This is a genomic window from Pantoea sp. AG702, from assembly GCF_003182295.1.
Taxonomy (GTDB): domain Bacteria; phylum Pseudomonadota; class Gammaproteobacteria; order Enterobacterales; family Enterobacteriaceae; genus Pantoea; species Pantoea ananatis.
In genome coordinates this window covers 1-26,220 of record NZ_QGTU01000015.1, presented here as the reverse complement: position 1 = coordinate 26,220, position 26,220 = coordinate 1, and the positions used below count along the sequence as shown (strand labels likewise).

Annotated in this window: 21 protein-coding genes, 1 pseudogene and 1 riboswitch; of the genes and pseudogenes, 6 read left to right on the top strand and 16 right to left on the bottom strand. The window is 53.3% G+C overall.

Annotated elements, in window-relative coordinates:
• Positions 1-560: 560 nt before the first annotated feature.
• Positions 561-2,150 carry a bifunctional phosphoribosylaminoimidazolecarboxamide formyltransferase/IMP cyclohydrolase gene (gene purH / locus DFO57_RS22405; protein WP_013024128.1) on the top strand — a complete coding sequence of 530 codons (1,590 nt, stop codon included), beginning with the start codon at positions 561-563 and terminating at the stop codon, positions 2,148-2,150.
• 16 nt (positions 2,151-2,166) lie between these two features.
• A complete protein-coding gene (gene purD / locus DFO57_RS22400; protein WP_015701282.1) occupies positions 2,167-3,447 on the top strand; it encodes a phosphoribosylamine--glycine ligase in 1,281 nt (426 codons plus the stop codon).
• 36 nt (positions 3,448-3,483) lie between these two features.
• Here purD and DFO57_RS22395 read toward each other — a convergent pair whose 3' ends face one another.
• The 6 genes from DFO57_RS22395 to nudC form a co-directional block, all read right to left on the bottom strand.
• The gene (locus tag DFO57_RS22395) at positions 3,484-4,146 is read right to left on the bottom strand and encodes a DUF1481 domain-containing protein (protein WP_014595039.1); all 663 of its coding nucleotides are present in this window, start codon (positions 4,144-4,146) and stop codon (positions 3,484-3,486) included.
• 68 nt (positions 4,147-4,214) lie between these two features.
• Complete coding sequence (hupA, locus tag DFO57_RS22390; protein ID WP_006121511.1) at positions 4,215-4,487, bottom strand: nucleoid-associated protein HU-alpha; 273 nt, start codon at positions 4,485-4,487, stop codon at positions 4,215-4,217.
• A gap of 188 nt (positions 4,488-4,675) precedes the next feature.
• A complete protein-coding gene (locus DFO57_RS22385; RefSeq protein ID WP_013024125.1) occupies positions 4,676-5,266 on the bottom strand; it encodes a YjaG family protein in 591 nt (196 codons plus the stop codon).
• Between the two features lie 62 nt (positions 5,267-5,328).
• A complete protein-coding gene (gene nfi, locus DFO57_RS22380; protein ID WP_014595037.1) occupies positions 5,329-5,997 on the bottom strand; it encodes a deoxyribonuclease V in 669 nt (222 codons plus the stop codon).
• On the bottom strand, positions 5,997-7,067 hold the full coding sequence (gene hemE, locus DFO57_RS22375) for a uroporphyrinogen decarboxylase (protein ID WP_013024123.1): 1,071 nt from the start codon (positions 7,065-7,067) through the stop codon (positions 5,997-5,999). Before hemE ends, nfi begins: the two co-directional genes overlap by 1 nt.
• Positions 7,068-7,107: 40 nt before the next feature.
• The gene (gene nudC, locus DFO57_RS22370; RefSeq protein WP_013024122.1) at positions 7,108-7,878 is read right to left on the bottom strand and encodes an NAD(+) diphosphatase; all 771 of its coding nucleotides are present in this window, start codon (positions 7,876-7,878) and stop codon (positions 7,108-7,110) included.
• Between the two features lie 197 nt (positions 7,879-8,075).
• On the opposite strand from nudC, the gene rsd reads away from it, so the two are divergent.
• From rsd to thiE, 3 genes are all read left to right on the top strand, one after another.
• A complete protein-coding gene (rsd, locus tag DFO57_RS22365; protein WP_110016032.1) occupies positions 8,076-8,579 on the top strand; it encodes a sigma D regulator in 504 nt (167 codons plus the stop codon).
• Between the two features lie 180 nt (positions 8,580-8,759).
• A riboswitch (TPP riboswitch) is annotated at positions 8,760-8,858 on the top strand.
• Positions 8,859-8,943: 85 nt separating this feature from the next.
• Complete coding sequence (gene thiC / locus DFO57_RS22360) at positions 8,944-10,866, top strand: phosphomethylpyrimidine synthase ThiC (RefSeq protein WP_110016031.1); 1,923 nt, start codon at positions 8,944-8,946, stop codon at positions 10,864-10,866.
• On the top strand, positions 10,867-11,499 hold the full coding sequence (gene thiE / locus DFO57_RS22355; protein WP_013024119.1) for a thiamine phosphate synthase: 633 nt from the start codon (positions 10,867-10,869) through the stop codon (positions 11,497-11,499).
• A gap of 114 nt (positions 11,500-11,613) precedes the next feature.
• Here the strand turns inward: thiE and DFO57_RS22350 are convergent, their stop codons facing one another.
• On the bottom strand, positions 11,614-13,137 hold the full coding sequence (locus tag DFO57_RS22350; RefSeq protein WP_014595034.1) for a PLP-dependent aminotransferase family protein: 1,524 nt from the start codon (positions 13,135-13,137) through the stop codon (positions 11,614-11,616).
• Between the two features lie 174 nt (positions 13,138-13,311).
• Here DFO57_RS22350 and DFO57_RS23015 point away from each other — a divergent pair, with 174 nt between their 5' ends.
• Complete coding sequence (locus DFO57_RS23015; RefSeq protein WP_014606965.1) at positions 13,312-13,491, top strand: DUF1127 domain-containing protein; 180 nt, start codon at positions 13,312-13,314, stop codon at positions 13,489-13,491.
• A 59-nt stretch (positions 13,492-13,550) separates the two neighbouring features.
• On the opposite strand, the gene rpoC is transcribed toward DFO57_RS23015, so the two are convergent.
• The 9 genes and pseudogenes from rpoC to tuf form a co-directional block, all read right to left on the bottom strand.
• Complete coding sequence (gene rpoC, locus DFO57_RS22340; RefSeq protein ID WP_014606966.1) at positions 13,551-17,774, bottom strand: DNA-directed RNA polymerase subunit beta'; 4,224 nt, start codon at positions 17,772-17,774, stop codon at positions 13,551-13,553.
• 118 nt (positions 17,775-17,892) lie between these two features.
• Entirely contained in the window at positions 17,893-21,921 is a 4,029-nt protein-coding gene (rpoB, locus tag DFO57_RS22335) for a DNA-directed RNA polymerase subunit beta (RefSeq protein WP_013024116.1), read from the bottom strand.
• A gap of 330 nt (positions 21,922-22,251) precedes the next feature.
• A complete protein-coding gene (gene rplL / locus DFO57_RS22330; protein WP_009092660.1) occupies positions 22,252-22,614 on the bottom strand; it encodes a 50S ribosomal protein L7/L12 in 363 nt (120 codons plus the stop codon).
• Positions 22,615-22,677: 63 nt separating this feature from the next.
• The gene (gene rplJ / locus DFO57_RS22325; RefSeq protein ID WP_003848098.1) at positions 22,678-23,175 is read right to left on the bottom strand and encodes a 50S ribosomal protein L10; all 498 of its coding nucleotides are present in this window, start codon (positions 23,173-23,175) and stop codon (positions 22,678-22,680) included.
• A 423-nt stretch (positions 23,176-23,598) separates the two neighbouring features.
• Positions 23,599-24,303 carry a 50S ribosomal protein L1 gene (rplA, locus tag DFO57_RS22320; protein WP_013024115.1) on the bottom strand — a complete coding sequence of 235 codons (705 nt, stop codon included), beginning with the start codon at positions 24,301-24,303 and terminating at the stop codon, positions 23,599-23,601.
• Between the two features lie 3 nt (positions 24,304-24,306).
• Positions 24,307-24,735, bottom strand: a complete 429-nt coding sequence (gene rplK / locus DFO57_RS22315; protein WP_006121495.1) for a 50S ribosomal protein L11 — start codon at positions 24,733-24,735, stop codon at positions 24,307-24,309.
• A 148-nt stretch (positions 24,736-24,883) separates the two neighbouring features.
• Positions 24,884-25,429, bottom strand: a complete 546-nt coding sequence (gene nusG, locus DFO57_RS22310) for a transcription termination/antitermination protein NusG (RefSeq protein ID WP_003848088.1) — start codon at positions 25,427-25,429, stop codon at positions 24,884-24,886.
• A gap of 1 nt (position 25,430) precedes the next feature.
• A complete protein-coding gene (secE, locus tag DFO57_RS22305) occupies positions 25,431-25,814 on the bottom strand; it encodes a preprotein translocase subunit SecE (RefSeq protein ID WP_014606967.1) in 384 nt (127 codons plus the stop codon).
• Between the two features lie 229 nt (positions 25,815-26,043).
• Positions 26,044-26,220 (bottom strand): annotated as a pseudogene (tuf, locus tag DFO57_RS22300) (elongation factor Tu); the annotation flags it as partial.

The following is a 26,220-nucleotide window of genomic DNA, read 5'->3' as shown; positions in this document are numbered from 1 at the left end:
TCGTGAGGCTTTGATATTTTTTACGTCCGGAGACGCTGATATCAATCCTGCGAGTGCCCACACAGATTGTCTGATAAATTGTTAAAGAGCAGTGCGAACAGCGGGTTAACCGTCTGTCGCGAGGTGGCGTATATTACGCTTTCCTCCTTCAGAGTCAACCTCTTTTTCAGAAGTTTTTCTCCGGCGGCTCAGTTGCCTGACCCTCTCAACACCGCATTCCGTAAGCCGTTGTGCCGTGTCGATGGAGGCGCATTATAGGGAGTTCTCTCTGGCTGACAAGGGCTAAATTCAATAAAAATGACTGTTCGCTGCATTCCACAGCAAAACCCCGCCTTATACGCAGTTACACACAAAGTTATCCACATTCCCGGCCGCATCAAATTTAGACGAGCATCACGCAAACGTTTTCGCTACAATGCCCCGCAACGCAATGGATGCCCCTTTTCGGGGCGTTACCTGAAGTTTTTACGCTTTTGCTGCTCTATATAGAGAAAAGTAAGCACACAAGCTTGATGTAACGCTCTTATTTACGCGAATCAAAGCCAAGGGATAAAACCACCATGCAACAACCTCGTCCTTTACGCCGCGCCCTGCTCAGTGTTTCTGATAAAGCCGGCATCCTCGAATTTGCTCAGGCACTCTCTCAGCGCGGAGTTGAGCTGCTCTCCACAGGTGGTACCGCTCGCCTGCTCGCAGAGGCGGGACTTCCCGTCACAGAAGTGTCTGACTACACCGGCTTCCCGGAAATGATGGATGGACGCGTTAAAACACTGCACCCGAAAGTCCATGGCGGCATTTTAGGACGTCGTGGACAAGATGATGCGGTGATGGCGCAGCATGCTATCAGCCCGATTGATATGGTGGTCGTCAATCTTTATCCCTTTGCCCAAACCGTCGCAAAACCAGATTGCTCACTGGAAGACGCCGTTGAGAACATTGATATTGGCGGCCCGACAATGGTGCGCTCGGCGGCCAAGAATCACAAAGACGTGGCGATTGTCGTTAAGAGCAGCGATTATCCGGCCATTATCGCTGAGCTGGACGCCAATCAGAACTCACTGACGCTCGAAACCCGCTTCAACCTGGCAATCAAAGCGTTTGAACATACCGCCGCGTACGACAGCATGATCGCTAACTACTTCGGTACTCTGGTTCCTGCCTATCATGGTGAAACCAGCCAACCAGCCGGCCGCTTCCCGCGCACCCTCAATCTCAACTTCATTAAGAAGCAGGATATGCGCTATGGCGAGAACAGCCATCAGGACGCCGCCTTCTATATAGAAGAGAATGTGCAGGAAGCCTCGGTCGCTACCGCCAGCCAGGTGCAGGGCAAGGCACTCTCTTATAACAACATTGCGGATACCGATGCCGCGCTTGAGTGCGTGAAAGAGTTTATTGAGCCCGCCTGCGTCATTGTCAAACACGCCAATCCTTGCGGTGTTGCGGTGGGTGAGTCAATTCTGGCAGCTTATGAGCGTGCCTATCAGACTGACCCGACATCTGCCTTCGGCGGCATCATTGCCTTTAACCGCGAGCTGGATGAGGCGACAGCCCAGGCCATCATCAGCCGACAGTTTGTTGAAGTCATCATCGCTCCTGCTGCAACGGAAGCTGCGCTGAAAGTGACCGCGGCAAAACAAAACGTCCGCGTGCTGGTATGCGGTGACTGGCAGGGTCGCGTGGCTGCCCTTGATTTCAAACGGGTGAATGGCGGTCTGCTGGTTCAGGATCGCGACCTCGGTATGGTCGATGCCAGCCAGTTGCGCGTCGTCAGCAAGCGCCAACCTTCTGAGCAGGAACTGCGTGATGCCCTGTTCTGCTGGAAAGTGGCGAAATTCGTTAAGTCCAACGCCATTGTCTATGCGCGCGACAATATGACCATCGGCATAGGTGCTGGCCAGATGAGCCGCGTCTACTCTGCCAAAATTGCAGGAATTAAAGCGGGTGATGAAGGCCTGGAAGTAAAAGGGTCCGCGATGGCTTCCGATGCGTTCTTCCCGTTCCGGGATGGCATTGATGCCGCTGCTGCCGTGGGCGTAAGCTGTGTGATTCAGCCTGGCGGTTCTATCCGCGACGATGAAGTGATTGCGGCAGCGGATGAGCATGGTATTGCCATGATCTTTACCGACATGCGTCACTTCCGCCATTAATTCTGTGGAGCCTTTTATGAAAATTTTAATCATCGGTAACGGCGGACGTGAACACGCACTGGCCTGGAAAGCGTCGCAGTCGCCGCTGGCAGAAACCATTTTTGTCGCACCCGGTAATGCGGGCACCGCGCTGGAACCCGCGTTGCAGAACGTCGATATTGCCCCCACCGATATTCCCGCTTTGCTGGCCTTCGCTCAACGTGAACAGATTGATCTCACCATTGTCGGCCCTGAAGCGCCGTTAGTGGCAGGCGTGGTTGATGCGTTCCGCGAGGCCGGATTGAAAATCTTTGGTCCAACTCAGGCCGCCGCGCAATTGGAAGGGTCTAAAGCATTCACCAAGGACTTTCTTGCACGTCACAACATCCCCAGTGCCGAGTACCAAAACTTCACCGACGTCGCCCCTGCGCTGGCTTACCTGCGTGAAAAAGGTGCGCCGATTGTCATCAAAGCTGACGGGCTGGCTGCCGGTAAAGGCGTGATTGTGGCCATGACGCTGCAGGAAGCGGAAGATGCCGTGCAGGATATGCTGGCGGGTAATGCGTTTGGTGATGCCGGTCACCGTATCGTGATTGAAGAGTTTCTGGACGGCGAAGAAGCCAGCTTTATCGTGATGGTTGATGGCGAGAATGTGTTGCCAATGGCCACCAGCCAGGACCATAAACGGGTGGGCGACGGCGATACCGGGCCGAACACGGGAGGAATGGGTGCTTATTCCCCTGCCCCGGTGGTGACCGATGAAATCCACCAGCGCGTTATGGATCAGGTTATCTGGCCAACCGTACGTGGCATGGCCGCCGAAGGCAATGTCTATACGGGCTTCTTATATGCCGGGCTGATGATCGATCAGACTGGTCAGCCTAAAGTGATCGAATTCAACTGTCGCTTCGGCGATCCCGAAACACAACCCATTATGCTGCGCCTGCAGTCGGATCTGGTGGATCTGTGTCTGGCCGCCTGTGAAGGCAAGCTTGATCAAAAAGACTCACAATGGGATCCCCGCCCTTCACTGGGCGTGGTGCTGGCAGCCGGGGGCTATCCCGGCTCTTACAATAACGGCGATCAGATTCACGGTCTGCCGCTGGAAGAGGTTGCCGACGGCAAAGTTTTCCACGCCGGGACGCGCCTTGAAGAGGATCGGGTTTTGACGAACGGTGGGCGGGTTCTTTGCGTCACCGCGCTAGGCGATGATGTTGCTGCCGCACAGAAACGGGCTTACGAACTGGCTAAGCCGATTTCCTGGCAAGGCAGTTTCTGCCGACGCGACATCGGCTATCGTGCCATTAACCGTAAATAATGATCAAAGGGGCACCCAGTGCCCCTTTTTATTGCCTCAGAAATTCGCCTCATCCGGCGCATCCGCGCATTCATCTTTTTGAGTCACACGCAGCAACTGCACGCCTTCAGGCGCTTCCAGCCATGAAATCATCAAGGGTTCCGCCTTATCACGGCGGTAGTGCGTAAGCGTCTGCAGTGCATAACTGTCGAAAGCCGGCGTCACCTGCTGGCCCTCACAGGTTGTCACAACGCTTCCACCTGACCAGTGTCCTTGTTTCAGAAACACCCGCCCACTTAACAGCGCATCGCTGACTTCACGCATACGTTGTGCATCAAACTTGTAAAGCTCAACCGCATCCGGACTGACTGCCTCACGGCGCGTCGCGAGCTGGCGCTGCATAAAATTGAGATTGCCGCCTTGATCAAAGCGTAGCGTAACGTCGTCTGGCTTTTCGCCTTTCACCTGGCGTTCCACGCTGATCAGATCATCGCCGAGCCAGCGATAGTCCGTAATTTCACTTTTTTCGCTGTTGAACGGATTATAGAGCGTACGAATATGTACCGAGTGATGATCGGTATTCTTGCGCCAGATACGAACACTGCCGCGATCGGCGAGATAACCGCTGGCCGAGAAAGCCGGAATGTCGGGCGTTGAACTACACCCAATGAGAAAAGAGGAGAGAAGCAGGGCTGATAATCGCTGAAACAGCGTAGTCATGGTGGCTGGCCCCTAAACAAAAGGGGCGAAATCGCCCCTGTTTTAAAACGTTACCGCAGTGCGACGTCTTACTTAACGGCGTCTTTCAGAGCTTTACCAGACACGAATGCAGGTACGTTTGCCGCAGCGATTTTGATTTCTTTGCCAGTCTGTGGGTTACGACCGGTACGCTCAGCGCGGTGGTTCACTTTAAAAGTACCAAAACCAACCAGTTGTACAGCATCACCCTCTTTCAGAGACTCAGTGATTGCAGCCAGAGTAGATTCCAGCGCTGCCTTGGCCTGGGTTTTAGACAGGTCAGCTTTTTCTGCGATCACATCAATCAGTTGAGTCTTGTTCATAAGTTATCCTTAAAGTGTATTTATCGCTTGCTAAGCAACGAGTGCGAGGGAAAAGCCAGCTTCGGGCACTCTTCAGCCTGCACGCACCGATAGCCACAATTTTCAGCCCCCCAAATGTAGACCAGACTGGGGGCTGATGTGAAGCCTCCAGGCGCGCTAATTAAGGCCTGAAGTCACGTTTTCTCGCCTTATTGCTGAATTTTTATACCGATGTTACTAATTCCCGCCTCACGCAGGTCAGATCGCAGACCTTTTATCAATTCGAGGTCTCGCTCTTCACAATCCGCGAGCAGGCGAAAAATCTCCCATTGCAGGTCCCATTCATCGATGACAGCCTGATTTTCTCGTAGCTCTTCATCGGTCATTTCGCGACCTTCGTGAGTCATTTCCAGGATGGCAACGGTGGTGATCGAGGTCTTGCTGACTTCAATCGCATGTTCAAGCGTTTCACCGCTTAACTGCGAATGCAGCACTTCACTCAATGCCACGCAGGCATCGATGGCCGGATAGACACCGTAAACCTCAAACGCATCGCCATCGGGAATCGCCGCTTCAAGCTTTTCCAGCTGGCTGTCAAAATTGATCTTCGCATCTTTAACCGTCAGCGTTTCCCAAATCAGATCCAGAATACGGCGGTAAAGTGCAGGATCGGCAAACTCGGTTTGCTGGCAAAAAGCCACGTAGTTGGGATACATGCGCTCGCACAGGCAAGCCATAAACGTCAGGTGTTGCCAGCTTTCCAGCTTTGCCAGACGCAGATGTACAGGGTTTTGTAACATACACAGAGCTCTTATTCGTTTCGCTGGCGGCAGTGTAACCCAAAAGCGCCATACAAACAGTGTTAAAGCGCGCTTTGCCAGCGCAGAAATGCGGGTCGGCGAGATGCCACAGCATCCGCCCAGCGCGTGGGCTCCGGTAAACGGTAGCCCTGTGTGCACTTTTCTACCCATTCCAGAGCGCTGTCCAGACTGACGCGGTGTCCGGTGGCAACAAACAGCGGGTTACAGCGTGCCTTGCTGCGCCATACCCAGCCAATTTGTTCTCCTTTATCCATCAACGGCTGCCGACTGCCGGGCGTTTCATCCAGCGCCTCAACGTGCCCGCACAGACGCTTTTTCGCAACACCGATAGTGGGAACATCCACCATCAACCCAAAATGCGACGCGACACCAAGCCGGCGCGGATGTGAGATACCATGACCATCGACAAATAGCAGATCGGGCTTCTGCTCCAGCATGTCCCAGGCCGCCAGCAGGGCCGGATACTCACGGAAAGAGAGAAAGCCCGGAATGTAAGGCATGGTGGTATCAATGCGCGCGATGCGATATTCCACCAGCTTCATGGACGGATATTCAAGAATAACCAGTGCCGCACGCGTCACTGCGCCTTCCTGCTCAAAACCGACGTCTGCGCCACCAATAAAGCGTGGCGGCAGCACGTCAAAATCATCCTGCCGTACGACTTCTGCGGCCCGTTGGCGTTGCTCCGCGCGAAGAGCGGCGATATCCATTATGACGCCGAATGATACTGGCGTGACAGACGGTGCACCGCCTCAACAAATACGCCGGCATGCTCGGGTGGAACATCCTGATGGATGCCGTGTCCCAGATTGAAAACGTGGCCTTCACCCTGGCCGAATCCTTCCAGAATCGTTGCCACTTCCTGCTCAATTCGCGCCGGGGGTGCATAGAGCATGGAAGGATCCATATTGCCCTGCAAAGCAACTTTGTGGCCGACACGGCGGCGGGCTTCACTGATATCGATAGTCCAGTCCAGACCTAGTGCATCACAGCCCGTTTCAGCAATGGCTTCCAGCCACTGACCACCATTCTTGGTAAACAAGGTGATGGGTACACGACGGCCTTCGTTCTCATGAAGCACGCTGTCGACAATTTTATGCATGTAGTAAAGCGAGAACTCACGATAGTCGTTCCCGGTTAACACGCCGCCCCAGGTGTCAAAGACCATCACCGACTGCGCACCGGCGCGGATCTGGGCATTAAGATAGAGGATGACACTGTCGGCCAGCTTATCCAGCATGGCGTGCAGCGTGGCAGGCTCGGCATACATCATTTTTTTGATCTTAGTGAAGGCTTTGCTGCTTCCCCCTTCAACCATATAGGTCGCCAGCGTCCAGGGGCTGCCTGAGAAGCCTATCAATGGTACTTCGCCGTTGAGGTTTTTACGGATGGTGCGTACCGCATTCATCACGTAACCCAGCTCCTGTTCAGGATCGGGCACCGGCAGGCGATCGACATCAGCACGGCAGGTAATCGGGTTGGAGAAGCACGGGCCTTCGCCTGTTTCGAAGTATAAACCCAGCCCCATCGCATCAGGGATGGTGAGAATATCACTGAAGAGGATCGCCGCATCCAGCTTAAAGCGACGCAGGGGTTGCAGGGTGACTTCGCAGGCCAGTTCGGCATTTTTGCACAGCGACATAAAATCGCCTGCCTGGGCGCGCGTCGCTTTATATTCCGGCAAATAACGCCCGGCTTGCCGCATCATCCATACGGGGGTGACATCTACAGGCTGGCGTAACAGGGCGCGCAAATAACGGTCGTTCTTCAGTTCACTCATCTCAGGACTCTCTCGGTATCAAGCGAGTAGTGTAGCACTCTCACGCCTCAGCGCGGCAGAGGGCCACCGTATCTTCAATTAATCGACGGGCGACGGTACCGGGCGGCGGCAGTAAAGGCAGCGCATCAAAGCGGAACCATCCGGCGTCCAGCAGCTCTTTGCCGTCATGTTGTAACTCGCCGCCATCATATTCCGCCATAAACGCCATCATCAGAGACTGCGGGAAAGGCCAGGGCTGCGAGGTAACATAGCGGACATTCTTCACACGCACGTTGCTCTCTTCCATTACCTCGCGCGCGACGGCCTGTTCAATGGTTTCGCCGACTTCGACGAAACCGGCCAGCACAGTGTAAATGTTATTACGCTGGCGCGCATGGTTAGCCAACAGGATCTCGTCCCCCCGGCGAATGGCGACGATAATGCAGGGCGCAATCTGTGGATAGTAGCGTTCACGGCAGTGGCTGCACAGGCAGGCAAATTCACGCTTGCTGGCGTGCATCTCATGGCCGCAGTAGCCACACCAGCGGTGAGAGCGATAAAATTCGGCCAGCTGTACACCGCGCCCTGCCAACTGAAACAGTCCCGGATCTTCGTTAAGTAACTGCCGCAAAGACAGCATATCCTCCGAACGTGTTTCGCAAATCAGCCAGACATTCTCCCCCTGCCATTCGCCAATTACGCGCCCCTGATGACCCGTCAGGCCAAAATGCTGCGCATTACCGTGAGGCAGGTCTCCTTGCGGTAACCAAATTTTTTGTTCACTGCTGACAATCCACCATCCAGCGTCTACGCTTGAAATTTCGCATTGCATTTATTTCGTCATCCTTAGCGTCAACCCGCACGCTGAAGTCCCGATGTTAAGTGTGTAGATGAACAACTATACCCAAATAATTCTGGTTGCAAGACGGCAACACGCTTATTTCTCCCCGGCAGGCTCGTGGAAAACAAGCGCACTTGACGCATCGCTAATCTGAAATATGAAGGTGCATAACTCATACGGAGTTAACTATGCTCAACCAGTTAGACGTTCTGACCAAACGCGTAGGTGGCAGTAATGAACTGGTCGATTCATGGCTGGCCGCTCGCCGCCAGTTACTGGTTTCTTATTACCATTTGGTCGGTATCAAGCCAAAGAAAGAGGCACTGATGCGTCTGGATGAACAGGCACTTGATAACTTTTGCCATAATCTGGTCGATTACCTTTCATCCGGCCACTTCAGCCTCTATCAACGCCTGATCGGAGAAATGGACGGTACCAGTCCGCTGTTGGCAGCAACGCAGATTTATCCCTCGCTGGAAGCCAACACCGAACAACTGATGAAGCTGTATGACGGACACCTGCAGCAGGCGATTGATGACGATAACTACGTCACCTTTCAGAATGCGCTATCGGAGGTCGGAGAAGCCCTGGAAGGACGCTTTACGCTTGAGGACAAACTCATCCAGATGGCATGGGATAATCACCTGACCCCGCCCGTGGCTAACGACAGCGAAATTGCCCGCCCCGCCTAAAACCTAATCGATTGTAAAAGACTTGTGATTAGCCAAAAGCCCCCTTATGCTGAGTGGGCTTTACGTTTAACGCCGAACGTAGTCGGTGTTTACGGTTGATACGTCATCTACGGGCACTGTTCATGCTATCCCTTTTTCCGGGGTGAAGCCGAGCGGGCGCCGTAGCGAAATCGTTGAAACCTCATCTTGTCGGAGTGCCTAAGGGCTGAGACCGTTAATTCGGGATCCGCGGAACCTGATCAGGTTAGAACCTGCGAAGGGAACAAGAGTAAATTTATACGGTACGCCACCGAATGGTGTCAGCAGTGCTGTTACTCCTTCCGAACTCCGGACAAGCAACCTTCCCTCTTACTGGAATATTGCTATGTCTACTGCTAAAACGACCCGTCGCGAACAACGTGCTCAGGCACAGGAATTCATTGACTCTCTTCAGGGCGGCAGCGCCTTCCCTAATTCAAAACGTATCTGGCTTACCGGCAGCCGCGATGATATCCGTGTCCCAATGCGGGAAATTCAACTCAGCCCTACCCTGACCAGCGGCAGTAAAGAAGCGCCGGTTTATGAGGAGAATGAGCCCGTTCCGGTTTACGATACGGCCGGTGCCTATGGCGATCCCGCCGCACAAATCGACGTGCATCGGGGGCTGGATAAACTGCGGGCGCGCTGGATTGAAGAGCGGAATGACAGCGAAAATCTGGTGCAAATCAGCTCTGCCTACACGCAACAGCGGCTGGCCGATGACGGCCTGGATCACTTGCGTTTTGAACACCTGCCCACACCACGCCGTGCGAAGGCAGGCCACTGCGTTACCCAGCTCCATTATGCTCGTCGGGGCATAATTACGCCGGAGATGGAGTTTATCGCGCTGCGGGAAAATATGGGCCGGGAACGCATCCGCGGCGAGGTGCTGCTGCAGCAGCATCCGGGGCACAGCTTTGGCGCCCATCTGCCAGAAAATATTACCCCTGAGTTTGTGCGTCAGGAAGTGGCTGCCGGGCGCGCTATTATTCCGGCAAATATTAACCATCCCGAATCCGAACCCATGATCATCGGGCGTAACTTTCTGGTGAAAGTGAATGCCAATATCGGCAACTCAGCCGTGACCTCCTCGATTGAAGAAGAGGTTGAAAAGCTGGTGTGGTCAACGCGTTGGGGCGCCGATACCGTCATGGATCTTTCCACCGGCCGCTATATCCACGAAACCCGTGAATGGATTTTGCGTAACAGCCCGGTGCCTATCGGTACGGTACCGATCTATCAGGCGCTTGAGAAAGTTAACGGTGTGGCAGAAGATCTGAACTGGGAAATTTTCCGCGACACATTGCTGGAACAGGCCGAGCAGGGTGTGGATTATTTTACGATTCATGCAGGCGTGCTGCTGCGCTACGTGCCCATGACCGCGAAGCGCCTGACTGGGATTGTCTCGCGTGGTGGTTCCATTATGGCGAAGTGGTGCCTGTCGCATCACAGAGAGAGCTTCCTGTATGAGCACTTCCGCGACATCTGTGAAATTTGTGCGGCCTACGACATCTCATTATCATTAGGTGACGGCCTGCGTCCGGGATCGATTCAGGATGCCAATGACGAAGCGCAGTTTGCGGAACTGCACACCTTAGGTGAGCTGACGAAAATTGCCTGGGAATACGACGTGCAGGTGATGATTGAGGGCCCCGGCCATATTCCCATGCAAATGATCCGTCGCAACATGACCGAACAACTGGAACATTGCCATGAAGCGCCGTTTTACACTCTGGGCCCCCTCACCACTGATATTGCTCCGGGTTACGATCACTTTACCTCCGGCATTGGTGCCGCGATGATTGGCTGGTTCGGCTGCGCCATGCTGTGCTACGTCACGCCCAAAGAGCATTTAGGTCTGCCAAACAAGGAAGATGTTAAACAGGGCTTAATCACGTACAAGATCGCCGCGCACGCAGCCGATCTGGCCAAGGGTCATCTGGGCGCGCAAATCCGCGACAATGCGATGTCCAAAGCACGTTTTGAGTTTCGCTGGGAAGACCAGTTTAATCTTGCACTGGATCCGCATACGGCCCGGGCTTACCACGATGAAACCCTGCCGCAGGAGTCCGGTAAGGTGGCCCACTTCTGCTCTATGTGCGGCCCCAAATTTTGCTCAATGAAAATTACCCAGGAAGTGCGTGACTACGCCGCAAGGCAGGAAGCCGAAGCCCAGGCGATTGAGGTGGGGATGGCGAAAATGTCTGATCATTTTCGTGAGCGCGGCGGTGAGCTGTATCACCCTGCGACCGCAATAAAGGAGGAATAAATGGACGCCTTTCCCGCAACCGCATCACGTCTGGGGCTCTATCCGGTCGTTGACAGCGTGGAATGGATAGAGCGCCTGCTGGAAGCCGGTGTGCGAACCCTTCAGCTTCGGATCAAGGATCAGCCGGACGAGGTGGTTGAACCCATGATTATTCGGGCTATCGCCGCAGGTAAGCGCTATCAGGCACGTCTGTTTATCAATGATTACTGGCAACTGGCGATTAAACATCAGGCCTATGGCGTCCATCTGGGTCAGGAAGATTTAGAGGTCGCTAACCTGCAGCAGATCCTGCACGCAGGCTTGCGGCTGGGACTTTCAACTCATGATGATGCAGAGCTGGATCGGGCGCTGGCACTGCGCCCTTCCTATGTGGCGCTGGGGCACATCTTCCCCACCCAGACGAAGGCCATGCCCTCTTCCCCTCAGGGCGTAGCTGAACTTAAGCGCCATTTGGCCCGGCTGCACGGCATCTCAACAGTCGCGATCGGAGGCATCAGTATTGATCGTGCGCCAGAGGTCCTGGCCACCGGGGTGGGCAGTATTGCGGTGGTGAGCGCGATTACTCAGGCAGAAGACTGGCAGGAGGCCACGCGTGTTCTGCTGCGGCTTGCCGAACCCGAAACGGCGTACTAACGCGCGTCAGCGCCCAGAAATACCTGCAGCCTGTGCAAAAGGCTGTTAAAGAGTGGAAAGCCGCGCACGGCAATGAGTATTACGGCTGGCGCGGTTTTTTTATGCTCAGTAAAGTCACAGGTGTCCGGCCGGAATGGCCGGACCAGGGCCAGTTCCCTCCTCTTTCTGGCCCTGCTCCTCAACCACAGGTAAAGAGGTATGTGCCCTTGGCCGATCGTGGACACATGCCGCTATCGCCTGCTCAACGGCGCTGCCCGTTATCGCCAGTGCCCGTTCAACTTTATCGCTGGCAGGCAAGGCATAGTTCAGGCGCAGGCAGTTGCGATATTTGCCCGAGGCGGAAAACAGCGAACCCACAGCAATCTGTATCCCGGACTCCCGCAGCGTATTGTTAAGTTGCACGGCGTCAAAGGCTTCTGGCAGTTCAATCCACATCAGAAATCCCCCCTGAGGCCGCGTGACGCAGATTCCACAGGGGAAATAGTGCCGAACCCAGCAAATAAAGGTTTCGTAGTTGTGTTGGTAAACCTGACGCATCCGCCGCAGATGGGTCTGGTAATGCCCCTGATGAATAAACTCTGCAACTGCGTGCTGAGGCTGAGTCGCAGTAGACCCGGTTCCGATGTATTTCATATGCAGAACCCGATCGCGGTAGCGCCCCGGCGCCACCCAGCCTACGCGCAGACCCGGCGCCAGCGTTTTTGAAAATGAACTGCATAACAATACGCGCCCGTCTTCATCCATCGATTTAATGGATGAAGGCCGTGGATACTCCCAGGCCAACTCGCCATAGACATCGTCTTCAATAATCGCGGCGTCAAAACGTTGCGCCAAGGCCAGCAGGGCGCGCTTGCGCTTCTCTGGCATGATGAAACCAAGTGGGTTATTACAGTTGGGCACCACAACGACGGCCTTAATCGGCCACTGATCAAAGGCCAGCTCCAGCGCCTCAAGACTGATGCCCGTTACCGCATCGGTGGGGATCTCAATGGCGCGAATGCCAAAACCGCGCAGCGTTTGCATGATGCCGTGAAACGATGGTGATTCCACGGCGATGATATCGCCTGGCTGGCAGACAGCGCGAACGGAAACAGACAGGGCTTCATGGCAACCCGTCGTAATGACAATATCTTCATGGCTGAGCTGACAGCCACTGTCAATCATCAGCCGGGCGATCTGCTCTCGCAGGCAGGTCACCCCATACAGATTATCGTAATTCAGCAGAGTGCTTTCCTGCTTCTGTGCCTGCCGACTAAACGCTTTCCAGAGCGGCTTCAGGGTAGACTGTGTGAGATCCGGCATGCCGCTGCCCAACTGCAATATGTCATCTTCCAGCCGGCTGTTAAGCAGATCAAAGACCGCATCCCACTGCGTGATTTCCACCGGGCGCTGTACCGGTCGGGTCAGTGCCGGAATGGGCGGCATCGCTTTATGCGGCGCGACATAATAGCCCGAACGGGACTGCGGGATGATCAACTGTTTCTGCTCCAGCAAATAATAGGCCTGTTGCACGGTGCTAATACTGACACCGTGTTCAGCACTCAGGCTGCGCACCGAGGGCAACCGTTCGCCGTTCCGATACAGCCCCTGCGCAATGCGCTTTTCCAGCAGCATGGCTAAATGTTGATAACGCGTCATTGTATGCCTTATGAAGTTTGATTGCCCCGCAAAGCGGTACAGATTAACGCTATTTCTACCATTCAGATGCGTCAACGCGCAATCTGTATGTTAAATATTTGTTCCTGGTGAGTCTGTATCGAACAGACGGTCTACGTGAAAATGTTTCTCAGATAAACAACGAGGGGCAGGATCATGGGATATGAAGAAAACCGCGCGGCTAAGCCATTTGTCATAAGACCGTTTCGGTTCTTGCGCATTGTCTGGGGGAGCATCCGACGCTGGCAATGCCAGCGGGAAACCCGCGCTATTTTGTCCAGGCTTAGCGATAGTCAGTTAAAAGACATTGGGTTAAATCGACGCGATATTCACTGATGGCTTAAAGATAAAAAAAAACCCTGCCAGAGCAGGGTTTTTTATCAGGCGTTTGACGATTACTCGTCGTTGTTACCGCCCAGACCAGCGTTCAGCAATTCAGCCAGGCTTGCAGAGGCTTCATCCGCAGTTACCTGCGGTGCAACCGGCACTTCGCCTGCCGCTTTGCGGCGCATACGATCCTGATGGTATGCATAACCGGTACCGGCAGGGATCAGACGTCCCACGATAACGTTCTCTTTCAGACCGCGCAGTTCGTCGCGCTTGCCTGCAACTGCCGCTTCGGTCAGGACACGCGTGGTTTCCTGGAACGATGCAGCAGAGATGAACGATTCGGTTGCCAGTGACGCTTTGGTAATACCCAGCAGGTCACGCATGAAGGTAGCGCCCACTTTTCCGTTCGCTTCAAGTTCACGGTTAGAGATCTTGATGCGAGAGAATTCAGCCTGCTCACCTTCCAGGAACTCGGTGCTTCCCGCGCTCATGATGGTTGCTTTACGCAGCATCTGACGAACGATGACTTCGATGTGCTTATCGTTAATCTTAACGCCTTGCAGACGGTAAACTTCCTGCACTTCGTTAGTGATGTAACGGGTAACCGCATGCACGCCACGCAAGCGCAGGATGTCATGTGGTGACTCTGGGCCATCGGAAACCACGTCACCGCGCTCAACACGTTCACCTTCGAACACGTTCAGCTGACGCCATTTCGGAATCATCTCTTCATACGGATCGCTACCATCCAGCGGAGTAATAACCAGACGACGTTTACCTTTGGTCTCTTTACCGAAGGAGATGATGCCGCTGATCTCCGCCAGGATTGCTGGCTCTTTCGGACGACGTGCTTCGAACAGGTCAGCAACGCGTGGCAGACCACCGGTAATATCCTTGGTACCGCCCGATTCCTGCGGAACACGCGCCAGGGTATCACCCGAGCTGATCTTCACGCCATCTTCAAGCTGTACAATCGCTTTACCTGGCAGGAAGTACTGAGCTGGCATATCGGTACCAGGGATCAGGACATCATTGCCGCTAGCATCAACGATTTTCAGGGCTGGACGCAGGTCTTTACCACCCGCAGTACGCTCAGCAGAATCCAGGACCACCAGCGATGACAGACCGGTCAGGTCGTCAGTCTGACGAGTAATGGTCTGACCATCGATCATATCCGTGAAGCGAATGAAACCGCCCACTTCAGTGATAACCGGCATGGTATGCGGATCCCAGTTTGCAACGGTTTCGCCCGCAGCAACCTGCTCACCATCACCTTTCGCCATGGTCGCACCGTAAGGAACTTTATAGCTCTCTTTAGTACGGCCAAATTCGTCGATCATTTTCAGTTCAACGTTACGCGAGGTGATCACCAGCTTGCCTGCCGAGTTAGTTACCGACTTGGCATTGGTCAGCTTGATGGTACCTTTGTTCTTCACCTGAATGCTGGATTCAGCAGCCGCACGTGATGCCGCACCACCGATGTGGAACGTACGCATCGTCAGCTGTGTACCCGGCTCACCGATGGACTGTGCCGCGATAACACCGATCGCTTCACCTTTGTTGATGATGTGACCACGTGCCAGGTCGCGACCATAGCAATGCGCACACACACCAAAGTCGGTTTCACAACCAACAACAGAACGCACTTTCACGCTGTCTACTGAGTTCAGTTCCAGCACGTCACACCAGTGCTCATCGAGCAGAGTGTTACGTGGAACCAGAATGTCAGCCGTACCAGGCTTCAGCACGTCTTCCGCAGTCACACGACCCAGAACACGCTCACGCAGCGGTTCTTTCACGTCGCCACCTTCGATGACCGGCGTCATCATGATGCCTTCGTGCGTGCCGCAGTCGTCTTCAGTCACAACCAGATCCTGTGCAACGTCAACCAGACGACGCGTCAGATAACCGGAGTTTGCTGTTTTCAGTGCGGTATCCGCCAGACCTTTACGTGCACCGTGCGTCGAGATGAAGTACTGGAGTACGTTCAGACCTTCACGGAAGTTCGCCGTAATCGGCGTCTCAATGATTGAGCCATCTGGCTTAGCCATCAGACCACGCATACCGGCCAGCTGACGAATCTGTGCAGCAGAACCACGCGCACCGGAGTCGGCCATCATAAAGATGCTGTTGAAGGAAACCTGGCGCTCTTCTTCACCATCGCGGTTAATCACGACTTCAGTAGAGAGGTTTTCCATCATCGCTTTAGCAACGCGTTCGTTGGCCGCAGCCCAGATATCGATCACTTTGTTATAGCGTTCGCCTGCCGTCACCAGACCAGACTGGAACTGCTCCTGGATTTCAGCCACTTCCGCTTCCGCTTCGGTGATGATTTCCACTTTCTTCTCTGGGATAACCATGTCGTCGATACCAACAGACGCACCTGAACGTGCCGCATAGGCGAAGCCGGTGTACATGGTCTGGTCAGCAAAGATAACCGTTGGTTTCAGGCCCAGGATGCGGTAACAGGTGTTCAGCATCTTGGAGATCGCTTTCTTGCCCAGCGCCTGGTTGACGATGGAGAAAGGCAGACCTTTAGGCACGATCATCCACAGGATGGCGCGACCAATCGTCGTGTCGATGATGCTGGTTTTAGAAACCCACTCATCCTGCTCGTTTTTCTCGTGCTCAGTGATACGCACTTTAACGCGAGCGTGCAGCGAAGCGAGGCCGGCGCGGTAAACGCGTTCAGCTTCTTTCGGACCGGTCAGTACCATGCCTTCGCCTTTGGCGTTAACACAGTCGCGGGTCATGTAATACAGGCCCAGTACAACGTCCTGTGAAGGAACGATGATTGGCTCGCCGTTCGCAGGTGACAGGATGTTGTTGGTAGACATCATCAGCGCACGCGCTTCCAGCTGGGCTTCCAGCGTCAGCGGTACGTGAACAGCCATCTGGTCACCATCGAAGTCGGCGTTATAAGCCGCACAAACCAGCGGGTGCAGCTGGATAGCTTTACCTTCAATCAGGACGGGCTCAAATGCCTGGATACCCAAACGGTGCAGAGTTGGTGCACGGTTCAGCAGTACCGGGTGTTCGCGGATCACTTCGTCCAGGATATCCCACACGACAGCTTCTTCACGCTCAACCATTTTCTTAGCGGCTTTGATGGTGGTGGCCAGGCCACGCAGTTCCAGCTTGCCGTAGATGAACGGTTTGAACAGCTCCAGTGCCATTTTCTTCGGCAGACCGCACTGATGCAGACGCAGGTATGGACCTACGGTGATAACAGAACGACCAGAGTAGTCAACACGCTTACCGAGCAGGTTCTGACGGAAACGACCCTGCTTACCTTTGATCATATCGGCCAAAGATTTCAGAGGACGCTTGTTAGAACCGGTGATCGCACGACCGCGACGACCGTTATCCAGCAGGGCATCAACCGCTTCCTGCAGCATACGTTTTTCGTTACGCACGATGATATCTGGCGCAGCCAGATCCAGCAGGCGTTTCAGACGGTTGTTACGGTTGATCACGCGGCGGTACAGATCGTTCAGATCCGACGTAGCGAAACGACCACCATCCAGCGGTACCAGCGGACGCAGATCTGGCGGCAGAACCGGCAGAACGGTCAGGATCATCCACTCTGGCTTGTTACCAGACTGAACGAACGCTTCCAGCAGCTTAATACGCTTGGTCAGCTTTTTACGTTTGGTCTCGGAGTTAGTTTCGTTCAGCTCTTCACGCAGCTGTTCGCACTCTTGCTCCAGATCCATGTTTTTCAGCAGTGCCTGAATCGCTTCTGCACCCATTTTCGCGTCGAATTCGTCACCGAATTCTTCCAGCGCGTCCAGGTACTGCTCTTCAGTCAGAATCTGACGTTTCTCGAGGTTGGTCATGCCACCTTCGATAACGACATAAGATTCAAAATACAGCACGCGTTCGATGTCACGCAGCGGCATATCCAGCAGCAGGCCGATACGCGAAGGCAGTGACTTCAGGAACCAGATGTGTGCGGTTGGCGAAGCCAGCTCGATGTGGCCCATGCGCTCACGACGCACTTTAGTCTGGGTCACTTCAACGCCGCACTTCTCGCAGATCACACCACGGTGTTTCAGACGCTTGTACTTACCACACAGGCATTCGTAATCTTTTACCGGCCCAAAAATACGGGCACAGAACAGACCATCGCGCTCTGGCTTGAAGGTACGATAGTTAATGGTTTCCGGCTTTTTCACTTCACCGAAAGACCAGGAACGGATCATGTCTGGCGACGCCAGCGCAATTTTGATCGCATCAAACTCTTCGGTTTTAGTTTGCGCTTTCAGAAACTTAAGTAAGTCTTTCACGGATTTGCTCCCGTCGGAGTGAGACTCAGGGGCGTCCAACCGAAATTGAACGCCCCATAACCAGTACAAATGCGAGCGCGTTAACCCTGCGCTTCCAGGCCAGGCCTGTTACTGAGGGTTACTCGTCTTCCAGCTCGATGTTGATACCCAGCGAGCGAATCTCTTTCAACAGTACGTTGAACGATTCTGGCATGCCAGGTTCCATCTGATGGTTGCCATCCACGATGTTCTTATACATCTTGGTACGGCCGTTGACGTCATCAGACTTAACGGTAAGCATTTCCTGAAGGGTATACGCAGCACCGTAAGCTTCCAGCGCCCATACTTCCATCTCACCGAAGCGCTGACCACCGAACTGTGCCTTACCACCCAGCGGCTGCTGAGTAACGAGGCTATAGGAACCGGTAGAACGTGCGTGCATCTTGTCATCAACCAGGTGGTTGAGTTTCAGCATGTACATATAGCCTACGGTTACCTGACGTTCGAACTGCTCACCAGTACGGCCATCAAACAGGGTAATCTGACCGGAAGAAGGCAGACCGCCGAGCTCTAACAGCTCTTTGATTTCGCTCTCTTTCGCACCATCAAACACCGGCGTGGCAATTGGCATACCTTTTTTCAGGTTCTCAGCCAGGCGCAGAACTTCGTCATCAGTAAAGGTGTTCAGGTCAACTTTCTGACGCACATCGGTGCCCAGATCGTAAGCACGCTGGATGAATTCGCGCAGCTTGGCGACTTCTTCCTGCTTTTTCAGCATCGCGTTGATCTTCTCGCCGATACCTTTCGCTGCCATCCCCAGGTGAGTCTCAAGGATCTGACCGATGTTCATACGCGAAGGTACGCCCAGCGGGTTCAGTACGATATCGACCGGCGTACCGTTCTCATCGTAAGGCATGTCTTCGATTGGGTTGATCTTAGAGATAACACCTTTGTTACCGTGACGACCTGCCATTTTATCACCAGGCTGAATCTGACGTTTAACAGCCAGATAAACCTTAACGATTTTCAGCACGCCAGGTGCCAGATCATCGCCTTGGGTGATTTTACGACGCTTACCTTCGAGTTTTTTCTCAAACTCGTGCTTCAGTTCGTCGTACTGCTCTGCCAGCTGCTCCAGCTGGTTTTGCTTGGCTTCGTCAGTCAGACCCAGCTCCAGCCAACGCTCACGCGGCAGCTTGTCCAGTTTGTCTGCTTCAACGCCACCGGAAATCAGGACAGACTGGATACGGCTAAACAGGCCCGCTTCCAGGATCTGCAGCTCTTCAGACAGGTCTTTCTTGGCCTGCTTCAGCTGCATTTCTTCGATTTCCAGCGCACGCTTGTCTTTTTCCACGCCATCGCGGGTGAAGACCTGAACGTCGATAACGGTACCGGAAACACCGTTCGGTACACGCAGAGAAGAGTCTTTAACGTCAGACGCTTTCTCACCGAAGATCGCACGCAGCAGCTTCTCTTCTGGCGTCAGCTGGGTTTCGCCTTTTGGCGTCACCTTACCAACCAGAATGTCACCGCCGGTCACTTCAGCACCGATATAAACGATACCGGACTCATCCAGTTTAGAGAGTGCAGCTTCGCCCACGTTCGGGATGTCAGCCGTGATCTCTTCTGGCCCCAGCTTGGTGTCACGAGACACACAGGCCAGTTCCTGAATGTGGATGGTGGTGAAGCGATCTTCCTGCACTACGCGCTCGGAGACTAAAATGGAGTCTTCGAAGTTGTAACCGTTCCACGGCATGAACGCGACGCGCATGTTCTGACCCAGCGCCAGCTCACCGAGATCGGTAGACGGGCCGTCAGCCAGCACATCACCACGTTCAACGGGCTCACCCAGAGAGACACACGGCATCTGATTGATACAGGTGTTCTGGTTAGAACGGGTGTATTTGGTCAGGTTGTAGATGTCGATACCCGCTTCGCCCGGGTACATCTCGTCTTCGTTAACTTTAATAACGATACGTGATGCATCAACGTACTGAACGGTACCACCACGTTTCGCAACAGCGGTAACACCGGAGTCAACGGCTACAGCGCGCTCCATACCGGTACCTACCAGCGGCTTATCAGCACGCAGAGTAGGAACGGCCTGACGTTGCATGTTCGCACCCATCAGGGCGCGGTTAGCATCATCGTGTTCCAGGAACGGAATCAGTGACGCACCGACAGAAACCACCTGCTGGGTGGAAACGTCCATGTAGTCAACCTGATCGCGGCTGAACAGACTTGATTCGCCTTTGCTACGGCAGGTGACCAGGTCATCAACGAACGCACCTTCTTCTGACAGATTGGTGTTCGCCTGCGCGATAACGTAGTTACCTTCTTCGATTGCAGAAAGGTAATGAATTTCATCGGAAACCACACCGTCAATAACGCGACGATAAGGGGTTTCCAGGAAACCGTACTCGTTCGTCTGCGCGTACACAGACAAGGAGTTGATCAGACCGATGTTCGGACCTTCAGGGGTTTCGATTGGGCAGACACGACCGTAGTGCGTTGGGTGTACGTCACGCACTTCGAAGCCGGCACGCTCACGGGTTAAACCGCCCGGGCCGAGAGCAGAGATACGACGCTTGTGCGTAATCTCTGACAAGGGGTTGTTCTGATCCATAAACTGAGACAGCTGGCTGGAACCAAAGAACTCTTTCACCGCCGCCGAAATTGGCTTGGCGTTGATCATGTCCTGTGGCATCAGCGTATCGAGGTCGCCCAGAGAAAGACGCTCTTTCACTGCACGCTCAACACGGACCAGACCGACGCGGAACTGGTTTTCAGCCATTTCACCGACTGAACGAATACGACGGTTACCGAGGTGGTCGATATCGTCCACTTCGCCTTTACCGTTACGGATGTCGATCAGTTTTTTCATCACTTCGATGATGTCTTCTTTGCTCAGGATACCTGAACCTTCGATCTCATCACGCAGCAATGAACGGTTGAACTTCATGCGGCCGACTGCAGAAAGATCGTAACGATCTTCAGAGAAGAACAGGTTCTCAAACAGGTTCTCTGCAGCTTCACGCGTTGGCGGCTCACCAGGACGCATCATGCGGTAGATCTCAACCAGCGCGCTCAGGCGATCGTTGGTTGGGTCAACGCGCAGCGTCTCGGAGATGTATGGGCCGTGATCCAAATCGTTGGTGAACAGCGTTTCAATGCGCTTGTGACCCGACTGGCTCAGCTTCGCCAGCAGATCCAGCGACAGTTCCATGTTGGCCGCAACGATCAGCTCACCGGTATTCTCATCGATGTAGTCTTTAGAGACCACTTTGCCCGCAATGTATTCCACAGGGACTTCGATGTGTTGGATACCGTCTTTTTCCAACTGACGAATATGACGCGCAGTGATGCGACGCCCTTTCTCAACGTAGACCGTGCCATTCGATTCGATATCGAAGGTCGCGGTTTCACCGCGCAGGCGCTCTGGCACCAGTTCCATCTGCAGCTTGTTGTCACGGATTTCGTACACCACTTTCTCGAAGAACACGTCGAGAATTTGAGCAGTGGTGTAATGCAGTGCGCGCAGAATGATACTGGCCGGCAGCTTACGACGACGGTCAATACGGACGAAAAGGTTGTCTTTCGGGTCAAACTCGAAGTCGAGCCATGAACCACGGTAAGGGATGATACGTGCGTTATACAGCACTTTACCCGAGGAGTGGGTTTTACCCTTATCGCTGTCAAAGAACACGCCAGGACTACGATGCAGCTGAGAAACGATAACACGTTCAGTACCGTTGATAACAAAGGTACCGTTGTCAGTCATGAGTGGAATTTCACCCATGTAGACTTCTTGTTCTTTAATGTCTTTTACTGTGCCTTCTGGCGCTTCGCGCTCATAGATCACCAGACGCAGTTTCACGCGCAGCGGTGCCGAGTAGGTCACGCCACGGATCTGACACTCTTTCACGTCAAAGACAGGTTCACCTAAGCGATAGCTGACATACTGCAACTCAGAGTTGCCGCTGTAGCTCGCAATAGGGAATACAGAGCGGAATGCAGCTTCCAGTCCGTACTGACCTTCTGGATCTTGCTCGATAAACTTCTGAAACGAATCAAGCTGGATGGAAAGGAGATAAGGTATGTCCAAAACTTGCGGACGTTTACCAAAATCCTTACGAATACGTTTTTTCTCGGTATAGGAGTAAACCATAGGGTTCCTCAGCTAGCTGACAAGTCGACCCACGCTGTCCGTCCTGACAGGACAGTTCATGCAACACGATTTTGTTTGATTCACCTACTGCTCTGCAGTACGTGCAATACCTCTTTCTATCACGCTTAAATCATTTCATTGCTTCAGCGTGGGCAGGGAACCCGCACGGGAAAGCAGTATATTAAGTCGTCGATAGAGAAAGATATTGATGAGCAACAATGGACAAACAGTGCGAAACCCCATTGAGGCCCTGGAGCGCAAAAAGGCTGGTGACCAAAAAGTCACCAGCCATCAGTCTGAAACTACTCAGACTGCAACCCGAGGGTTGTCTTACTTAACTTCAACTTCAGCGCCAGCTTCTTTCAGAGCAGCTTCAAGTGCAGCTGCGTCATCTTTGCTGATGCCTTCTTTGATCACGCCAGTTGCTTCAACCAGATCTTTGGCTTCTTTCAGGCCCAGACCAGTTGCGGTACGTACGGCTTTGATTACTGCAACTTTGTTCGCGCCAACAGCTTTCAGAACGACGTCGAATTCAGTTTTCTCTTCAACAGCTTCAGCTGGGCCAGCAGCAACAGCTACAGCAGCAGCAGCAGAAACGCCGAATTTTTCTTCCATAGCAGAAACCAGCTCAACTACTTCCATTACGGACATAGCAGCAACGGCTTCCAGAATTTGGTCTTTAGTAATAGACATAACAATTGTTCCTAAGAATCAGAAAAAGTTTATACGTTAGCAAGTGCGAACAAAAGAGAGGCCTTAAGCCGCTTCTTTTGCATCGCGAACAGCAGCCAGAGTGCGAACCAGTTTGCCGGCAGCGGCTTCTTTCATGGTCGACATCAGACGTGCCAGTGCTTCTTCGTAGGTCGGCAGAGTTGCCAGACGGTCAATATTGGCCGCCGTGATCAGCTCACCTTCAAAGGCTGCAGCTTTGACCTCGAATTTTGCATTCGCTTTCGCGAAATCTTTGAACAGACGAGCAGCAGCGCCCGGGTGTTCCATAGAATATGCAATCAGGGTCGGACCAACAAACGTGTCTTTCAGGCACTCGAACTGAGTACCTTCAACGACGCGGCGCAGCAGGGTGTTACGAACAACACGCATGTAAACGCCAGCTTCACGACCTGCTTTACGCAGTTCGGTCATTTTATCAACGGTAACGCCACGAGAATCCGCAACAACCGCTGAAAGCGCACCTTTGGCTACTTCGCTGACTTCAGCAACAATCGCTTGTTTGTCTTGAAGATTTAATGCCATTAGCTTTAGCTCCTGGATTTGACCGGGGAAGGATTTCCCCGGAACTCACTTCACTTACTCGCCCGAAGGAAAATAAGCGCTAATACACGGTGAGCAGAATCCAGATAAGAAAAAATCTTTTGGTTCTGTCACCGTCTACGCAGGGGATTAAGCATTACATCCGAGGATGTTCCGCTCCTGCGGTCTTGGACGGAGGCCAGGATAAGGCCTGGCTCCAACCTAAAATTTGGGTCGTGTGTTGTCACTCAAACCGCATTGCGCTGGCTGTCTTTGCCCTCACCCGCCGCACAGTTCACTGTGCTTCAGGTCGCTGACTCGGCCACCGTCTTACCACGTTCTGAATAACCCACATCGACGTCTGCATTAATGCAGAACAACGGGCGTAAGATTCTAGGTGAATTTTTCGCCCGTTTCAAGTAGCAATTAGTTTGCTACGGCAGTCAGACCAGCCTGGTCAACGGCAACGCCGGCGCCCATGGTGGTAGAGATGCTAACTTTCTTGATGTACACGCCTTTCGCCTGTGCAGGTTTTGCTTTTTTCAGCGCAACCAGCAGAGATTCCAGGTTTTCTTTCAGTTTGTCAGCATCGAAGTCCACTTTACCGATGGTAGTGTGGATGATGCCGTTTTTGTCGTTACGATAACGAACCTGACCTGCTTTAGCGTTCTTAACCGCTTCAGCAACGTTAGGCGTTACAGTACCGACTTTCGGGTTTGGCATCAGGCCACGTGGACCCAGAACCTGGCCTAACTGGCCAACAACGCGCATTGCATCCGGAGAAGCAATAACAACGTCAAAGTTCATTTCGCCTTTCTTGATCTGATCGGCCAGGTCTTCCATACCTACCAGCTCAGCGCCAGCTGCTTTAGCAGCTTCAGCGTTTGCGCCCTGGGTGAAGACAGCAACACGTACTGAACGACCAGTACCGTGTGGCAGAACGGTCGCGCCGCGGACGTTCTGATCAGATTTACGTGCATCGATGCCGAGGTTAACAGCAACGTCAACGCTTTCGACGAACTTGGCAGTAGCCAGTTCTTTCAGTAAAGCGATTGCTTCAGCAATATCGTACTGCTTGGTCGCGTCAACTTTGTCGCGAATTACGCTCATGCGCTTGGTCAGCTTAGCCATTTCTTAGTCCTCTACAACCAGGCCCATGGAACGAGCAGTACCTTCGATTGAGCGAGTCATCGCTTCAACGTCAGAACCAGTCATGTCCGCAGCTTTAGTTTCTGCGATTTCACGTACCTGAGCACGAGTCACTTTACCGACTTTATCTTTGTTCGGCTTACCAGAACCAGACTTGATGCCTGCTGCTTTTTTCAGCAGAACGGCAGCCGGAGGCGTTTTGGTAATAAAGGTAAAAGAACGGTCGCTGTATACGGTGATAACAACTGGAGTCGGCAGACCTTTTTCCAGTGATTCTGTTTTGGCGTTAAACGCTTTACAGAATTCCATGATGTTAACACCCTGCTGACCCAGAGCTGGACCAACCGGTGGACTTGGGTTCGCCATACCAGCTGCAACCTGCAGCTTGACGTAGGCTTGTACTTTCTTAGCCATGATAATTCCTCAATTGGGTTATAGCGCCTGTAAAAGGCTCCCCGTGGTAACGATTTACACGCTGTTGCCAGCGCATAAAAACAAAAGGCGCGAAATTATAGTTAAATTTCGCGCCTGCTGCAACAGCCAAATTGTATGTCGGAAAAGGTTAGCCCTTCTCAACCTGACCGAAGTCGAGTTCTACTGGCGTTGCGCGTCCAAAGATGGAAACAGAAACCGTCAGGCGGCTCTTTTCGTAGTCCACATCTTCAACCACACCGTTAAAGTCGGCAAATGGACCATCGTTGACACGTACCATTTCGCCCGGCTCGAACAGCGTTTTCGGACGCGGCTTGTCGCCCACCTGCTGCAGGCGATTCATAATCGCATCGACTTCTTTGTCGCTAATCGGCGCAGGACGGTCAGAGGTACCGCCAATAAAGCCCATAACGCGCGGAACGCTGCGCACCAGGTGCCAGCTGGCGTCATTCATTACCATCTGTACCAGAACGTAGCCGGGGAAGAATTTGCGCTCGCTCTTGCGGCGTTGACCACCACGGATCTCAACAACTTCTTCTGTAGGAACCATGACGTCGCCAAACAGCTCTTCCATGTTGTGCAGTTTGATGTGCTCACGCAGCGACTGTGCTACGCGGCCTTCAAAACCGGAAAACGCCTGCACGACGTACCAGCGTTTCTTTGGAGCTTCAGACATCTCAGAACCTCAGGCCAGTGATAAACGATACCAGACGGACCAGAATACCATCCAGCCCCCACAAAATCAGTGACATCACGGCAGTAACCGCGGCAACGATTAACGTGGTATGCAGTGTTTCCTGGCGGGTTGGCCAGATAACTTTACGCATTTCGGTTCTTGCTTCACGTGCAAAGGCCACGGTTGCTTTGCCTTTTGTCGTCAAAAGCGCAATGCCGCCTGCTGCCGCAATCAGTACAACCACAGCTAACGCGCGCAAAGGCAGCGTCACATCGCGATAGAGGTAGTTACCTACGATCGCCGCAAGCAGTAATAAGACTACCACTACCCACTTCAGCGCTTCGAGGCCGCGCCCGCTCCCTTGAGCTTCGGTATTCGCACTCATAAACCAACCTGCCACAATAATTCAGAAACTATTCTGCCCCGCATTGCGAGGCATCCAAACCGAATGAGCTTTTGGGGCGTAACTCGGTATCCAGCGCCGCATAACAGAGCCTGTCTCAGCAATGATTATGGTTCAAAATCACTGATGAGTCAGGTTCTATGAAACAGCGTACAAAAAGGGCATCAAATGATGCCCTTTCCACGTGCATTGCGTCAAATATTATCGGTAATTAAGCGATAACTTTGGCAACAACACCCGCGCCAACGGTACGGCCACCTTCGCGGATTGCGAAGCGCAGACCTTCGTCCATCGCGATTGGGTGAATCAGGGTAACAACCATTTTGATGTTGTCGCCTGGCATAACCATTTCAACGCCTTCTGGCAGCTCTACTGAACCGGTCACGTC

Bases quoted from the DNA above. Each gene is read 5' to 3' on its own strand.
- DFO57_RS23015 (WP_014606965.1), top strand. From the start codon at position 13,312: ATGGGATATGAAGAAAACCGCGCGGCTAAGCCATTTGTCATAAGACCG.
- DFO57_RS22385 (WP_013024125.1), bottom strand. From the start codon at position 5,266: ATGTTACAAAACCCTGTACATCTGCGTCTGGCAAAGCTGGAAAGCTGG.
- secE (WP_014606967.1), bottom strand. From the start codon at position 25,814: ATGAGTGCGAATACCGAAGCTCAAGGGAGCGGGCGCGGCCTCGAAGCG.
- DFO57_RS22395 (WP_014595039.1), bottom strand. From the start codon at position 4,146: ATGACTACGCTGTTTCAGCGATTATCAGCCCTGCTTCTCTCCTCTTTT.
- purH (WP_013024128.1), top strand. From the start codon at position 561: ATGCAACAACCTCGTCCTTTACGCCGCGCCCTGCTCAGTGTTTCTGAT.
- DFO57_RS22350 (WP_014595034.1), bottom strand. From the start codon at position 13,137: ATGACGCGTTATCAACATTTAGCCATGCTGCTGGAAAAGCGCATTGCG.
- nusG (WP_003848088.1), bottom strand. From the start codon at position 25,429: ATGTCTGAAGCTCCAAAGAAACGCTGGTACGTCGTGCAGGCGTTTTCC.
- purD (WP_015701282.1), top strand. From the start codon at position 2,167: ATGAAAATTTTAATCATCGGTAACGGCGGACGTGAACACGCACTGGCC.
- hupA (WP_006121511.1), bottom strand. From the start codon at position 4,487: ATGAACAAGACTCAACTGATTGATGTGATCGCAGAAAAAGCTGACCTG.
- rplK (WP_006121495.1), bottom strand. From the start codon at position 24,735: ATGGCTAAGAAAGTACAAGCCTACGTCAAGCTGCAGGTTGCAGCTGGT.
- nfi (WP_014595037.1), bottom strand. From the start codon at position 5,997: ATGGATATCGCCGCTCTTCGCGCGGAGCAACGCCAACGGGCCGCAGAA.
- hemE (WP_013024123.1), bottom strand. From the start codon at position 7,067: ATGAGTGAACTGAAGAACGACCGTTATTTGCGCGCCCTGTTACGCCAG.
- rplJ (WP_003848098.1), bottom strand. From the start codon at position 23,175: ATGGCATTAAATCTTCAAGACAAACAAGCGATTGTTGCTGAAGTCAGC.
- thiE (WP_013024119.1), top strand. From the start codon at position 10,867: ATGGACGCCTTTCCCGCAACCGCATCACGTCTGGGGCTCTATCCGGTC.
- rplA (WP_013024115.1), bottom strand. From the start codon at position 24,303: ATGGCTAAGCTGACCAAGCGCATGAGCGTAATTCGCGACAAAGTTGAC.
- nudC (WP_013024122.1), bottom strand. From the start codon at position 7,878: ATGCAATGCGAAATTTCAAGCGTAGACGCTGGATGGTGGATTGTCAGC.
- thiC (WP_110016031.1), top strand. From the start codon at position 8,944: ATGTCTACTGCTAAAACGACCCGTCGCGAACAACGTGCTCAGGCACAG.
- rsd (WP_110016032.1), top strand. From the start codon at position 8,076: ATGCTCAACCAGTTAGACGTTCTGACCAAACGCGTAGGTGGCAGTAAT.
- rplL (WP_009092660.1), bottom strand. From the start codon at position 22,614: ATGTCTATTACTAAAGACCAAATTCTGGAAGCCGTTGCTGCTATGTCC.
- rpoB (WP_013024116.1), bottom strand. From the start codon at position 21,921: ATGGTTTACTCCTATACCGAGAAAAAACGTATTCGTAAGGATTTTGGT.